Genomic DNA, 14595 nt, shown 5'->3' with positions numbered 1-14595 from the left:
TGGTACTTTCCTTTTTTTATTATCACACATAATAAAAAATATAAAATTGAGTAAATAAATGATATGATGTAAATAATAGAATTAAGAGAGGAGATTCATAATGTCTCAAGAGAAGAAAGTTTTCAAAACTGAATGGGCTGGTCGTTCTTTAACTATTGAGACAGGTCAATTAGCAAAGCAAGCTAATGGTGCTGTTTTAGTACGTTATGGAGATACAGTTGTGTTATCAACTGCTACTGCTTCAAAGGAACCTAGAGATGGTGACTTTTTCCCATTAACAGTCAATTATGAAGAAAAAATGTATGCGGCAGGTAAAATTCCTGGTGGATTCAAAAAAAGAGAAGGACGTCCTGGAGATGAAGCGACACTAACTGCACGATTAATCGACAGACCTATTCGTCCATTATTCCCAAAAGGTTACAGACATGATGTTCAAATTATGAACATTGTTCTAAGTGCTGACCCAGATTGTTCACCTGAAATGGCTGCAATGATTGGTTCTTCAATGGCTTTAAGTGTGTCAGACATTCCTTTCCAAGGACCTATTGCAGGTGTCAATGTAGGTTATGTTGACGGTAATTATGTCATCAACCCTTCAGTTTCTGAAAAGGAAGTTTCTAGATTAGACTTAGAAGTGGCTGGTCATAAAGATGCTGTAAACATGGTAGAAGCAGGGGCTAGTGAAATCACTGAAAGCGAAATGCTTGAGGCAATCTTCTTCGGACATGAAGAAATTAAACGTTTAGTTGCATTCCAACAAGAAATTATTAATCATATTCAACCAGTAAAACAAGAATTTATTCCTGTTGAACGTGACGAAGCGCTAGTTGAAAAAGTAAAAGCATTAACTGAAGAAAAAGGTTTAAAAGATACAGTATTAACATTTGATAAACAACAACGTGATGAAAATTTAGATGTACTTAAAGAAGAAGTCGTAGAACATTTTATAGATGAAGAAGATCCAGACAATGAATCTCTTATCAATGAAGTGTACTCAATCTTGAATGATCTCGTAAAAGAAGAAGTAAGACGCTTAATTGCTGATGAAAAAATTCGTCCGGATGGTCGTAAAGTAGATGAAATACGTCCACTTGACTCAGAAGTTGGACTCTTACCGAGAGCTCATGGTTCAGGATTATTTACACGTGGACAAACACAAGCACTATCTGTTTTAACATTAGGCGCATTAGGAGATTATCAACTCATCGATGGTCTAGGACCAGAAGTAGAAAAACGCTTCATGCATCATTATAATTTCCCTAACTTCTCTGTTGGGGAAACAGGCCCTGTACGTGCGCCTGGACGTCGTGAAATTGGTCACGGTGCATTAGGTGAAAGAGCTTTACGCTATATCATCCCTGATACAGCTGATTTCCCATATACAATCCGTATTGTAAGTGAAGTGTTAGAATCAAACGGTTCTTCTTCACAAGCATCAATTTGTGGTTCTACACTTGCGTTAATGGATGCTGGTGTACCAATTAAAGCACCTGTAGCAGGTATAGCCATGGGCCTCGTTACACGTGATGATAGCTATACAATTTTAACTGACATTCAAGGTATGGAAGATGCACTTGGTGACATGGACTTTAAAGTAGCGGGTACTAAAGAAGGTATTACTGCTATTCAAATGGATATCAAAATTGATGGTTTAACACGAGAAGTAATTGAAGAAGCACTTGAACAAGCTCGTCAAGGACGCTTAGCTATTATGGATCACATGCTTCAAACAATCGATGCACCACGTAAAGAATTAAGTGCTTATGCTCCAAAAGTTGTTACAATGCATATCAAACCTGACAAAATCAGAGATGTCATTGGACCTGGCGGCAAAAAAATCAATGAAATCATTGATGAAACAGGCGTTAAACTTGATATCGAGCAAGATGGAACAATCTTTATCGGTGCTGTAGACCAAGAAATGATTGATCGTGCGAAAGAAATTATCGAAGAAATTACACGTGAAGCTGAAGTTGGTCAAGTATATCATGCTAAAGTTAAACGTATCGAAAAATATGGTGCTTTCGTAGAGTTATTCCCAGGTAAAGATGCGTTACTTCATATTTCTCAAATTTCTAAAGATAGAATCAATAAAGTTGAAGATGTATTAAATATTGGTGATACGATTGAAGTAAAAATTACTGAAATAGACAAGCAAGGCAGAGTAAATGCTTCTCATAAAGCTTTAACACAAGAATAAAGTGAATGGTTAAGATTGAGTATTCTTAATGGAGTACTCAATCTTTTTATTTTACATATTTTGGGCTATTAAAAATGAATCGTGCCAATTTACAAAGGTTGATTAAGCGTATAAGAAAAATAAAATTTAAATCTTCAAGATGGTCAACCGTGCTTTAATAGTGTACATCACGCCTATTTTAACTTATAATAAATGATGAGTTTATATATGGACGGGTCACTATTTATAGGAGGTAACATTTTGAGTTTAATAAAGAAAAAAAAATAAAGATATTCGCATCATACCACTCGGTGGTGTAGGCGAAATCGCTAAAAATATGTACATCGTTGAAGTAGACGATGAAATGTTTATGTTAGATGCGGGATTAATGTTCCCCGAAGATGAAATGCTTGGTGTAGACATTGTTATTCCTGACATTCAATATGTCATTGAAAATAAAGATAAGTTAAAAGGCATTTTCCTTTCTCATGGTCATGAACACGCGATTGGTGCAGTGAGTTATGTGTTAGAACAAATTGATGCACCAGTGTATGGTTCTAAGTTGACAATCGCACTTATTAAAGAAAACATGAAGGCCCGTAATATTAAAAAGAAAGTGCGTTACTATACAGTTAATCATGATTCAGTAATGAGATTTAAAAATGTAAATGTGAGTTTCTTTAATACTACACATAGCATTCCTGATAGTTTAGGTATTTGTATTCACACATCATATGGTTCTATCGTATATACAGGTGAATTTAAATTTGATCAAAGTTTACATGGTCAGTATGCACCTGATATGAAACGAATGGCTGAAATTGGTGATGAAGGAGTATTTGCATTAATCAGTGATTCTACTGAAGCTGAAAAGCCTGGCTACAATACACCTGAAAATGTCATCGAACACCATATGTACGATGCATTTGCTAAAGTAAAAGGAAGACTTATCGTCTCTTGCTATGCGTCTAATTTTATACGTATCCAACAAGTATTAAATATTGCGAGTCAATTGAATCGTAAAGTATCATTCTTAGGTCGTTCACTTGAAAGTTCATTTAATATCGCCCGCAAGATGGGATATTTCGATATACCTAAAGACTTATTAATACCTATTAATGAAGTTGATAATTATCCTAAGAATGAAGTCATTATCATTGCCACAGGCATGCAAGGAGAACCTGTCGAAGCTTTAAGTCAAATGGCTCAAAAGAAACATAAAATTATGAATATCGAAGATGGCGATTCTGTCTTCTTAGCAATTACTGCTTCAGCGAATATGGAAGTTATCATTGCGGATACTTTAAATGAATTGGTACGTGCCGGTGCCCACATCATTCCTAACAATAAGAAGATTCATGCTTCAAGTCACGGTTGTATGGAAGAATTAAAAATGATGTTAAATATTATGAAACCGGAATACTTTATCCCTGTGCAAGGTGAATTTAAAATGCAAATTGCACACGCTAAATTAGCTGCTGAGTCAGGTGTTGCTCCTGAAAAAATCTTTTTAGTAGAAAAAGGCGACGTTATTAATTATGACGGTAAAGATATGATTCTAAATGAAAAAGTAAATTCAGGAAATGTACTTATTGATGGTATTGGTGTTGGCGACGTAGGTAACATCGTATTAAGAGACCGTCATTTATTAGCAGAAGATGGAATATTCATTGCTGTGGTAACGTTAGATCCTAAAAACAGACGAATTGCAGCAGGTCCTGAAATACAATCAAGAGGCTTTGTTTATGTTAGAGAAAGCGAAGAATTATTAAATGAAGCGGAAGAAAAAGTGCGTACAATTGTAGAAGCAGGTTTACAAGAAAAACGTATTGAATGGTCTGAAATAAAGCAAAATATGCGAGATCAAATTAGTAAACTATTATTCGAAAGTACGAAACGACGTCCAATGATTATTCCAGTTATTTCTGAGATATAATCCAAATAAAAAATATTTTAAAGAGGTTGGGACAATTTAGTAAAACACAATCACTTTGTAACATAAAGATGATGATGTTCTACATTTAGGTTATTTTAATTTTGTTCACTTTATATCGAAACAAAAGATATGGACGATTAAAATTAACTTTAAACATTTAAATTGTTCCTGCCTCTTTCATCTTATTAAATATATACATAAGAAATAGGTGTCATAAGACCTAATGGAGAACTGTGAAAGATTAAAAAAGAAGGTGTAAAATCTTGCCACAAGCAAAGAAAAAAACAACGACTAGAAAGAAAAGTAATGCTACGCGTAAAAACTCTAAGAGAAGAAAACAAAATGAAAGTCCGTTACGCTATTTAATTGCTATTGCCATTGTCATTCTTGTCGTTTTAGGAGCTTTTCAATTAGGCATAGTTGGTCGAATGATTGATAGTTTCTTTAATTATTTATTTGGAATGAGTAGATTTTTAACATATATTTTAGTAATCCTAGCAACAGGTTTTATTACATACTCTAAAAAGATTCCTAAAACGCGTCGTAGTGTTGGGGCAATTATCTTACAATTAGCTTTATTATTTATAGCACAACTTTATTATCATTTTACAAAAGGTATCTCATCTGAAAGAGAACCAGTACTTTCATATGTATATCGATCATATGAACATACGCATTTTCCAAATTTTGGTGGAGGACTCATTGGTTTTTACTTACTTAAGTTGTTTATTCCGCTCATCTCTATTGTAGGAGTTATTATTATTACGATTTTATTAGTGGCTTCAAGTATTATTCTTTTAATGAACTTAAGACATAGAGATGTGACTAAAAATTTATTTGAAAACATGAAGTCTTCAAGTGAAAATGCTTCAGAGTCTTTTAAAGAAAAAAGGGAACAAAATAAAGCTAAAAAAGAAGAACGCGCACAATTAAAAGCTGAACGTGCTGAAGAAAAGAAACGCGCTAAAAATCAAGAGAGATTACAACACGAACAAGTTAAAGATGTAAGTGATTTACCAGAAGTAGGACAAACGAATGATATACCTATATATGGACATAACGAACAAGAGGATCAAGTCAATAGTCAACCGAATAAGCGTAAAAAACGAATCTTTGACAATGAAGCTAAAAGCAGCGAAACAACATCAAATTCACAAGAAAATAATCATAAAAAAGATGTTTCGACGAATTTAGAAGAGGAAATCAATAATAACAACGACGGGGAAAGTTCTATTTCAGAAGCCGGAGAAGTGGCTAATGTCGAATATACTGTGCCACCTTTAACTTTACTGAATCAACCTGCGAAACAACAATCAACTTCTAAAGCTGAAGTTCAACGCAAAGGTCAAGTATTAGAGTCAACGATGAAAAACTTTGGTGTCAATGCGAAAGTCACACAAATTAAAATCGGTCCTGCAGTAACTCAATATGAAATCCAACCAGCCCAAGGTGTTAAAGTAAGTAAAATCGTTAACTTACACAACGACATTGCTTTAGCATTAGCTGCTAAAGATGTACGTATTGAAGCGCCTATACCCGGTCGTTCTGCAGTAGGGATCGAAGTACCAAATGATAAGATTTCATTAGTATCTTTAAAAGAAGTGTTAGAAGAGAAATTCCCTTCACAACATAAGTTAGAAGTCGGTTTAGGCCGAGATATTTCTGGTGAGCCTGTATCTATCCAATTAAATGAAATGCCACACTTACTTGTTGCAGGTTCAACAGGTAGTGGTAAATCAGTTTGTATTAACGGTATCATCACAAGTATTTTACTTAACGCAAAGCCTCATGAAGTAAAACTTATGTTAATTGACCCTAAAATGGTAGAATTAAACGTATATAATGGTATACCACATTTACTTATACCAGTTGTTACGAACCCACATAAAGCATCTCAGGCTCTAGAAAAAGTAGTTGCTGAAATGGAACGTCGTTACGATCTTTTCCAACATTCTTCTACACGTAATATTGAAGGTTATAACCAATATATTCGTAAACAAAATGAAGAACTTGAAGAGAAACAATCCGAATTACCATATATCGTTGTTATTGTAGATGAGTTAGCAGATTTAATGATGGTTGCAGGAAAAGAAGTTGAAAATGCGATTCAACGTATTACTCAAATGGCTCGAGCTGCTGGAATTCATTTAATTGTAGCCACTCAAAGACCTTCAGTTGATGTCATTACAGGTATTATCAAGAATAATATCCCATCAAGAATTGCCTTTGCGGTAAGTTCACAAACAGACTCTAGAACAATTATTGGTTCAGGCGGTGCTGAAAAATTACTAGGTAAAGGTGACATGTTATATATAGGTAACGGAGAGTCTACGCAAACACGTATTCAAGGTGCTTTCTTGAGTGACAAAGAAGTTCAAGACGTAGTCAATTATGTTGTAGAACAACAACAAGCGAATTATGTGAAAGAAATGGAACCAGATGCACCAGTCGATAAATCAGAGATGAAAAGTGAAGATTCTTTATACGATGAAGCCTATTTATTTGTTATAGAACAACAGAAGGCTAGTACATCTTTATTACAAAGACAATTTAGAATTGGGTATAATCGTGCTTCAAGATTAATGGACGATTTAGAACGTAATCAGGTCATAGGCCCACAAAAAGGGAGCAAGCCTAGACAAATTCTAGTTGATTTAGATAATGATGAGGTGTAAAAATGTCGGAAATGAATGCTATATATAGAGTAAAACAATATATTTTAAATATGATTAAAAATGGTGAGCTAGAAAACGGTGGTAAGTTACCTAGTAATTTATCAATTGCACGTGCATTAAATGTTAAAACTGATGATGTTTATGACGGCATTGGTGAATTAATCACAGAACAAATAGTCACGGATAATTTTGAAGAGGGGACAAGCGTTAAAGCACAACCTCCCTTCTTTTATCCATTAGACAAATTAATAAGTATTAGTACTATGATTGAAGAAGCTGGGTATAAAGCAGGTATAGAGTATCTAAATTTTGATGAACAACCAGCAACAATCTTAGATGCAGAACATTTAGGAATAGAAACCAAGCAACCAGTCACTATCATTGAGAGATTGAGAACTGCTGACCATAAACCTGTCGTTTATTGTTTAGATAAAATTGCGAAACAATACTTAACTTGTTTAGATTATCAGAAAAGTAACGGATCAATGTTAAGAGCCATTAAAGATGCGACAGGACACGAAGTGACTCATGCTGAAATGGACTTAGAAGCGATTAGTTACGAACCACACATTTCTGAAGTGCTCAACGCGTCGCCACACGAAGGTTTAATGTTATTGAAAGTTGTACATTATGATGAAAATGGACAACCCATCTTATACTCTTTAAACTATCTTAAAAGTAGTTTAGTTAAGTTTAAAGTTAATAAAAATTAAATAGTAAATGTTTTTACAGAAAAGGGAGGTATGGCATTTGGAGACAATGAACCATGACCATTCAAATATACATATCAATGTTTTACCAACTGAAAAATTTAAAACAACGATGGTGACATTTAAATTCATGGCACCATTAGATTATGAAACGATTACGTCTCGTTCTATTCTAAGTAAAGTATTAGTACGTGCCACTCAAAAATGGCCTAACGATAAAGCGTTAAATAGACATTTGTCAAACCTATATGGGGCTTATATCAATAGTTTTGTAACTAAATTTAAAGATAAACATGTCATTACTATTTCTCTAGAAATTGTAAATGAGCGCTACTTAAAGGATTCTACGCCTCTATTTGAAAAGGGATTAGAAATGCTGAAAGAGTTAATATGGAACCCTTTAATTGAAGATGAACAATTCAATGAAAAATATGTGGCCCAAGAAAAATCTCTCCTTACTAAGAAAATTGAAGCAATGACAGATAATAAGGCGCAATATTCATTTTTAAAATTAATGAATTATATGTTTGAAGATGAGCCATATAAATATATTGCTACGGGTCAATTGGAACAAATACCACAAGTGACTGCTCAAAACTTGTATGATACATATAAATCCATGATACATAATGATGAATGTGCAATTTACGTAGTAGGAAATGTTAACGAACAAGAAACGAGAAATTTAATCCAAAATAACTTTGAAATCAAACCGTTTGAGTTAGAAAAGGGTTCACCATTAACACAAATAAATCATATTGGTTCGCCAAAGGTTATTATTGAAGAAGATGAAGTGGACCAAGCAAAACTTAATCTTGGTTATCGATTCCCAACATACTATGGTAAACAAAATTATTATGCGTTTGTCGTGTTTAATATGATGTTTGGTGGAGATCCCTCTTCTGTATTGTTCAACGAAGTTCGTGAAAAGCAAAGTTTAGCTTATTCGATCCATTCTCAAATTGATGGTAAAAATGGATTCTTATTTGTCTTAAGTGGCGTATCTGCTGATAAATATGAACGCGCGAAAGATACTATTTTAGAAGAATTCGATAAATTAAAAAATGGTGAATTTGATGAAACTAAATTAGAATTAGCTAAAAAAATTATTATTTCACACAGACATGAATCTACTGATAGACCTAAAAGCATGATTGAATTGCTACATAATCAACTATTATTAGACGAATATCAATCTGATGAAGACTTTATTAAAGCAATTAATCAGGTTACAAAAGAAGATGTAATTGAGTTAGCTAACGAAGCTGTCCTTGATACCATTTATGTTTTAACGAAGGGAGGTCAAAGTGAATAATGAAAGTACATAATTATGAACTTATTGATGAAAAGGTTTTTGAACATGAACTTGATAATGGACTAAAACTGTTTATTATACCTAAGCCAGGATTTCAAAAAACATTTGTAACTTATACAACACAATTTGGTTCGTTAGATAATCACTTTAAACCTCTTGGTAGTGATGAGTTTGTAAAGGTTCCAGACGGCGTAGCTCATTTTTTAGAACATAAACTTTTTGAAAAAGAAGAAGAAGATTTATTTACAGCATTTGCTGAAGAAAATGCCCAGGCGAATGCTTTCACTAGTTTTGACCGTACAAGTTACTTATTTAGTGCTACAAATCACATCGAAAGTAATATTAAGCGTTTATTAACCATGGTTGAAACACCGTATTTTACTGAAGAAACAGTGAATAAAGAAAAAGGCATTATCGCTGAAGAAATTAAGATGTATCAAGAGCAACCTGGTTATAAATTGATGTTCAATACGCTAAGAGCTATGTACTCTAAACATCCTATCCGAGTTGATATTGCTGGAAGTGTAGACAGTATTTATGACATAACTAAAGACGATTTATATTTATGTTATGAAACGTTTTACCATCCATCCAATATGGTTCTCTTCGTCGTAGGCGATGTTGATCCTCAAAGTATCGTTGATCTAGTTGATAATCATGAAAAGCAACGCAACAAGACTAATCAACCTAAGATAGAGCGTGCACAAATTAAAGAACCGGAAGAAGTCAATACACATACAGTAACTGAAAAGATGAAATTACAATCGCCACGACTCATGCTAGGATTTAAAAATCAACCACTCAATGAAAGCTCAGAAAAATACGTTCAAAGAGACTTAGAAATGACATTTTTCTATGAGTTGATTTTCGGCGAGGAAACAGATTTTTATCAAGATTTGTTAAACAAAGATCTTATCGATGAAACGTTTGGTTACCAATTTGTATTAGAACCAAGTTACAGTTTTTCTATTATTACGAGTGCGACACAACACCCCGACGAGTTGAAAGAATTATTAATTAATGAACTTAAGAAATACAGAGGACATTTAGCGGATCAAGAAGCGTTTGATTTATTGAAAAAACAATTTATCGGCGAATTTATTTCTAGTTTAAACTCCCCTGAGTATATTGCGAATCAATATGCAAAGTTATATTTCGAAGGCGTGAGTGTCTTTGATATGTTAGAGATTGTTGAAAATATTACTTTAGAAAGTGTAAATGAAACATCTAAGCTATTCCTTGACTTTGATCATCTTGTTGATAGTCGTTTGGAGCTGAAAGAGTAATGAAAGCGCTAGTATTTGGTGGTTCAGGTAGTATCGGCACTGCAATTGTAGACCGCTTATTAGATGAAGGTTATGAAGTGATTATTCATTACAACACTGCGGATTTAACTTCATTAAAAGAAAAGTATAAAAATAATAATGTAGAATTTATCCAATGTGATTTAGCTCAAGATATAACATTATCGGAATATTTCGGGCATCTCAATGATATAGATTGCCTCATATATACGAGTGGAACTGCCTTATATGGTATGTTGCAAGATATGAGCGATGAAGATATAGACTTTAGTTATGCACTTCATGTAAGACAATTTATTCGTATATCTAGATATTTTGTTGACACTTTAAGAAAAAGTAATCATGGACGTATCATTGTGATTTCTTCAATATGGGGAGAAACAGGTGCTAGTATGGAATCGATTTATTCTGCAATGAAGAGCGCTCAGATTGGTTTCGTTAAAGCACTTAGCCAAGAATTAGCACTCACTTCAGTGACAGTAAATGCAATTGCACCTGGCTTTGTCTCTGGTAACATGAGCAAGGCGTGGTCTAAAGAAGAAATGGAATCTATTGTAGCAGAATTGCCTCAAAACAGAATGATTGAACCATACGAAGTTGCTCACGTTTGTGCGTATTTATGCCATCCAATGTCTAGAAGCATTACAGGTACCGTTCAAAAAGTTAATGGCGGTTGGTATTTATAAGTTAGCTACTCTTACGGGATAGAAGCTTTCTATTTATTGTCTTTGATTAATCATTCTTGTTTATTTTTATAAGAAAATTAATACAATTATTAAGTGCGATTCTCATAAACGATGTTATAATGTGATTAAATCAAACTTTGAATAGCTTTCAAGTGCGTGATTGTAAACAAGGGGTGGTCGAATCATGACAGTTGCAGAAAGAAAAGAGTGGTACTTAGAATATGAAATTACTATCAATCGAGCTGGATTACTCGGTGATATTTCAAGTTTACTAGGTATGCTAGGAATTAGTATTGTAACAATCAATGGTGTTGATCAAGGTAAAAGGGGTCTACTTATCAAAACCGATAAACTTGAGAAAGTTGAACGTTTTGAACAGATTGTCAAAGAAATCAATGAAATTGATATTACTAAATTAAGAATTTCTGAACTTAAAGATCGACTTGCGGTTAGACATGGTAGATACATAGAGCAAGATGCAGATGACAAGAAAACATTTAAATTTGAAAGAGAAGACCTAGGTTTACTTGTAGACTTTTTGGCTGAACTTTTCAAAGAGGAAGGTCACAAATTAATAGGTATTCGAGGCATGCCTCGAGTTGGTAAAACAGAATCTATTGTAGCAGGAAGCGTTTGTGCACATAAAAGATGGTTATTCATAAGTTCTACTTTAATTAAACAGACGGTAAGGAGTTCACTTATCAAGGGTGAATATGAGTCAAACCATGTCTATATTATTGATGGAGCTGTGACAGCTCGTGAGTCTAACCCTAAACATCAGGACCTAGTTAGAGAAGTGATGACATTGCCATCCATCAAGGTCGTAGAGCATCCGGATTTATTCGTTGAAGCATGTAACTACAGTATGGATGATTTTGACTATATTATAGAATTGAGAGAAAATGAGAACCAAGAAATACATTATGATGAAATGAAGAAACAAACGGTTCAAAGTAAAAATAGTTTAGAATTTGGAGACCCATTCGGTGGGGGATTTGGTTTCTTTGAATAAGTGTGAGGAGGACTTTGTGTGAAAACGGTTGGTGAAGCGTTAAAAGGTAGACGTGAAAGATTGGGTATGACGTTAAATGAATTAGAGCAACGAACTCAGCTTAAGCGTCAGACTTTAATACATATTGAAAATAATGATTTTGACCTATTAGCCAAAAAAGATTACACAGAGGGATTTATTAGAAAATATGCCAATGTTGTTAATATTGAACCTAATCAACTGATTGAAGCACATCGAGATGAAATACCTAGCAATCAGCATCAAATGGATCAATTGATGACAACTTTTTCTAATGGTCAAGTACCTTCTTATCGCAGCAAGTCGAAAGAAACCATTCAACTTGTCATGTTAATAGGTATGATTGTTATTGTATCTTTAATTATTTGGATACTTGCAGTATTAATTTTGTAAATAAATAAAGTTTTAGAAATGAGGATTTAAAATGAATATACCGAATCAGATTACGGTATTTAGAGTTATATTGATACCCGTTTTTATTCTATTTGCGTTAGTAGACTTCGGATTTGGACAAGTTTCCTTCCTTGGCGGTTATCATATTAGAATTGAAATTTTAATCAGTGCAATCATCTTTATTATTGCTTCGTTGAGTGATTTTGCGGATGGTTATTTAGCACGTAAGTGGCAACTTGTAACGAATATGGGGAAATTTTTAGACCCTCTTGCAGATAAATTACTTGTTGCAAGTGCGTTGATAGTAATGGTTCAATTAGGTTTTACAAACTCAGTAGTTGCAATCATTATTATTGCACGTGAATTTGCTGTGACAGGACTCCGTTTGTTACAAATTGAACAAGGATTTGTAAGTGCTGCAGGTCAATTAGGTAAGATTAAAACTGCTGTGACAATGGTTGCAATTATCTGGATATTATTAGGTGATCCACTTGTACACTTTATTCATTTCCCATTAGGCGTTACTTTATTATATATTGGTGTATTCTTTACTATTCTTTCTGGTATTGAGTATTTTTATAAAGGTAGAGACGTCTTTAAACAATCAAAATAATTATAATTTAATATGTTTAGATTTGAGGTTGAGATATCGTTAGTTATCTCAGCCTTTTTTAATATATTAGAAGTAGATATCTGAATTGCACGTGCACTTTTTAAACGCTTATTTTAGATTTATAACTCTAAAAAATATATAATGAATTTATTGTGGAAATCGATAGATAAAGGGGTAAAAGTTCAATGAAAATTTCAATAATTGCTGTAGGATCTGAATTACTTTTAGGCCAAATTGCTAATACAAATGGTCAATATCTTTCTAAACTTTTCAATAGTATTGGTAAAAGTGTTGTTGAGCATACAGTTATTGGTGATAATCCTAAAAGATTAGAATATGTTATCAAACAAGGTCTAAAGCGTTTTGATACACTTGTTTTAACTGGAGGATTAGGTCCTACAAAAGATGATTTAACAAAACATACTGTAGCGAAAGTATTGGGCAGAGAATTAGTTACTGATGAATCATCTTTAAGTTACATTGAAAGTTATTTTAGAGAACAAGGTCAGGAGATGACTCCAAATAATAAACAACAAGCTTTAGTCATTGAAGGTTCTAAAGTATTACCTAATAAAACAGGTATGGCACCAGGTATGTTAGTAGAAAAAGAAGATAAAAAAGTTGTGCTATTACCAGGTCTACCTAAAGAAATGAAACCCATGGCTAAAAATGAGCTATTGCCTTACTTATTAGATGATGACAGGGTTATCTTTTCAGAATTATTAAGATTTGCAGGTATTGGTGAATCTAAAGTTGAAACGATATTGATGGATCTTATAGACAATCAGTCAAACCCAACTATCGCACCTTTAGCAGGGACACACGAAGTATACATTAGATTAACAGCTAACGCAGATACGCAAACAGAATGTGAGAAACTCATCCAACCTATTAAGAAAGAAATTCTTAATCGAATAGGAGAATATTACTTTGGATCGGATGATATTACGATTGAAGAATCGGTTATGTCTAAGGTGAAACGTACATTCGCAATATACGATGGTGTAACCAATGGTGCGCTATATACAAGGCTGAAAAATGTAGATACAGACAATTTACTTAAAGGCATTTTACCGCATAGTTCTGTTTTTGTAGAAAATGATGAAAACATACATGCTCAGCTTTTAAGTGCAGCTCAATATGTAAGAGATTTATATCAAACAGAATTGGGTATTGTGTTATTAAATAAAGACGGAGAGGTATATTTAGCGATATATGATGGTGAAAACTTGAATATAGATACCTTCAAAATGGCTCAAAGTCGAAATTTATTAAGAAACAGAAGTCAAAATTATGCGATGATAAGATTATTAAAATGGTTCGAACAACAAGAATAATTCATTTTTAGTGCAAAATATAAGTACGTTTGTTCGTTTCTGTTCTGGTAAAATCACAAATTACACGAACAAATATTCGCAAAATGCTTGTGTTTTGATTTGATAGCTTGTATAGTAAGGGTAAGATATTAAACAGATTACTTTCTGAATTAGGAGGTCTCGCTTTGGATAATGAACGTCAAAAAGCTTTAGATACAGTAATAAAAAATATGGAGAAATCATTTGGTAAAGGTGCAGTAATGAAATTAGGCGATAATAAAGGTCGCAGAGTCTCAAGCACATCAAGTGGTTCTGTCACAGTGGATAACGCACTAGGAGTGGGTGGTTATCCTAAAGGAAGAATTATTGAAATATATGGACCTGAAAGTTCAGGTAAAACAACTGTAGCATTACATGCAATTGCAGAAGTACAAAAAA

At 33.5% G+C, this 14595-nt stretch carries 11 protein-coding genes and 1 pseudogene; all 12 read left to right on the top strand.

Annotated elements, in window-relative coordinates; all coding sequences use genetic code 11:
• Positions 1 to 100: 100 nt before the first annotated feature.
• Positions 101 to 2200, top strand: coding sequence for a polyribonucleotide nucleotidyltransferase (gene pnp / locus HMPREF3264_RS07225; RefSeq protein ID WP_070872724.1), 2100 nt, complete (start codon positions 101 to 103; stop codon positions 2198 to 2200).
• Positions 2201 to 2471: 271 nt separating this feature from the next.
• Positions 2472 to 4115, top strand: coding sequence for a ribonuclease J2 (gene rnjB / locus HMPREF3264_RS07220; RefSeq protein ID WP_070872722.1), 1644 nt, complete (start codon positions 2472 to 2474; stop codon positions 4113 to 4115).
• A gap of 263 nt (positions 4116 to 4378) precedes the next feature.
• Positions 4379 to 6790, top strand: a complete 2412-nt coding sequence (locus HMPREF3264_RS07215; RefSeq protein WP_070872721.1) for a DNA translocase FtsK — start codon at positions 4379 to 4381, stop codon at positions 6788 to 6790.
• A gap of 2 nt (positions 6791 to 6792) precedes the next feature.
• The gene (locus tag HMPREF3264_RS07210; protein ID WP_002442591.1) at positions 6793 to 7503 is read left to right on the top strand and encodes a GntR family transcriptional regulator; all 711 of its coding nucleotides are present in this window, start codon (positions 6793 to 6795) and stop codon (positions 7501 to 7503) included.
• Between the two features lie 46 nt (positions 7504 to 7549).
• The gene (yfmF, locus tag HMPREF3264_RS07205; protein ID WP_070873269.1) at positions 7550 to 8815 is read left to right on the top strand and encodes an EF-P 5-aminopentanol modification-associated protein YfmF; all 1266 of its coding nucleotides are present in this window, start codon (positions 7550 to 7552) and stop codon (positions 8813 to 8815) included.
• Positions 8815 to 10101 (top strand): EF-P 5-aminopentanol modification-associated protein YfmH, encoded by a 1287-nt coding sequence (yfmH, locus tag HMPREF3264_RS07200; RefSeq protein ID WP_070872719.1) that lies wholly within the window; start codon positions 8815 to 8817, stop codon positions 10099 to 10101. Before yfmF ends, yfmH begins: the two co-directional genes overlap by 1 nt.
• Positions 10101 to 10805 carry an elongation factor P 5-aminopentanone reductase gene (ymfI, locus tag HMPREF3264_RS07195; RefSeq protein ID WP_070872717.1) on the top strand — a complete coding sequence of 235 codons (705 nt, stop codon included), beginning with the start codon at positions 10101 to 10103 and terminating at the stop codon, positions 10803 to 10805. Before yfmH ends, ymfI begins: the two co-directional genes overlap by 1 nt.
• Before the next feature lie 184 nt (positions 10806 to 10989).
• Positions 10990 to 11817: a YmfK family protein gene (locus HMPREF3264_RS07190; RefSeq protein ID WP_070872715.1), complete on the top strand. Its 828-nt coding sequence runs from the start codon at positions 10990 to 10992 to the stop codon at positions 11815 to 11817.
• A gap of 18 nt (positions 11818 to 11835) precedes the next feature.
• On the top strand, positions 11836 to 12228 hold the full coding sequence (locus tag HMPREF3264_RS07185; protein WP_002442599.1) for a helix-turn-helix domain-containing protein: 393 nt from the start codon (positions 11836 to 11838) through the stop codon (positions 12226 to 12228).
• A gap of 31 nt (positions 12229 to 12259) precedes the next feature.
• Positions 12260 to 12841, top strand: a complete 582-nt coding sequence (gene pgsA / locus HMPREF3264_RS07180) for a CDP-diacylglycerol--glycerol-3-phosphate 3-phosphatidyltransferase (RefSeq protein WP_002442602.1) — start codon at positions 12260 to 12262, stop codon at positions 12839 to 12841.
• A gap of 185 nt (positions 12842 to 13026) precedes the next feature.
• Complete coding sequence (locus HMPREF3264_RS07175; RefSeq protein WP_070872713.1) at positions 13027 to 14178, top strand: CinA family nicotinamide mononucleotide deamidase-related protein; 1152 nt, start codon at positions 13027 to 13029, stop codon at positions 14176 to 14178.
• A 164-nt stretch (positions 14179 to 14342) separates the two neighbouring features.
• Positions 14343 to 14595: pseudogene (locus tag HMPREF3264_RS07170) on the top strand (DNA recombination/repair protein RecA); the annotation flags it as partial.

The organism is Staphylococcus sp. HMSC62A08, assembly GCF_001839105.1.
In the GTDB taxonomy this organism is placed as follows: Bacteria; Bacillota; Bacilli; order Staphylococcales; family Staphylococcaceae; genus Staphylococcus; species Staphylococcus caprae.
The sequence above is the reverse complement of the archived record's forward strand: the minus strand, read 5'-3'. Positions and strand labels throughout refer to the sequence as shown.

What these genes read in the sequence shown, in the direction of transcription:
- yfmH (WP_070872719.1), top strand. Translation starts at nt 8,815, where the DNA reads ATGAAAGTACATAATTATGAACTTATTGATGAAAAGGTTTTTGAACAT.
- HMPREF3264_RS07210 (WP_002442591.1), top strand. Translation starts at nt 6,793, where the DNA reads ATGTCGGAAATGAATGCTATATATAGAGTAAAACAATATATTTTAAAT.
- HMPREF3264_RS07175 (WP_070872713.1), top strand. Translation starts at nt 13,027, where the DNA reads ATGAAAATTTCAATAATTGCTGTAGGATCTGAATTACTTTTAGGCCAA.
- pnp (WP_070872724.1), top strand. Translation starts at nt 101, where the DNA reads ATGTCTCAAGAGAAGAAAGTTTTCAAAACTGAATGGGCTGGTCGTTCT.
- ymfI (WP_070872717.1), top strand. Translation starts at nt 10,101, where the DNA reads ATGAAAGCGCTAGTATTTGGTGGTTCAGGTAGTATCGGCACTGCAATT.
- yfmF (WP_070873269.1), top strand. Translation starts at nt 7,550, where the DNA reads ATGAACCATGACCATTCAAATATACATATCAATGTTTTACCAACTGAA.
- HMPREF3264_RS07190 (WP_070872715.1), top strand. Translation starts at nt 10,990, where the DNA reads ATGACAGTTGCAGAAAGAAAAGAGTGGTACTTAGAATATGAAATTACT.
- pgsA (WP_002442602.1), top strand. Translation starts at nt 12,260, where the DNA reads ATGAATATACCGAATCAGATTACGGTATTTAGAGTTATATTGATACCC.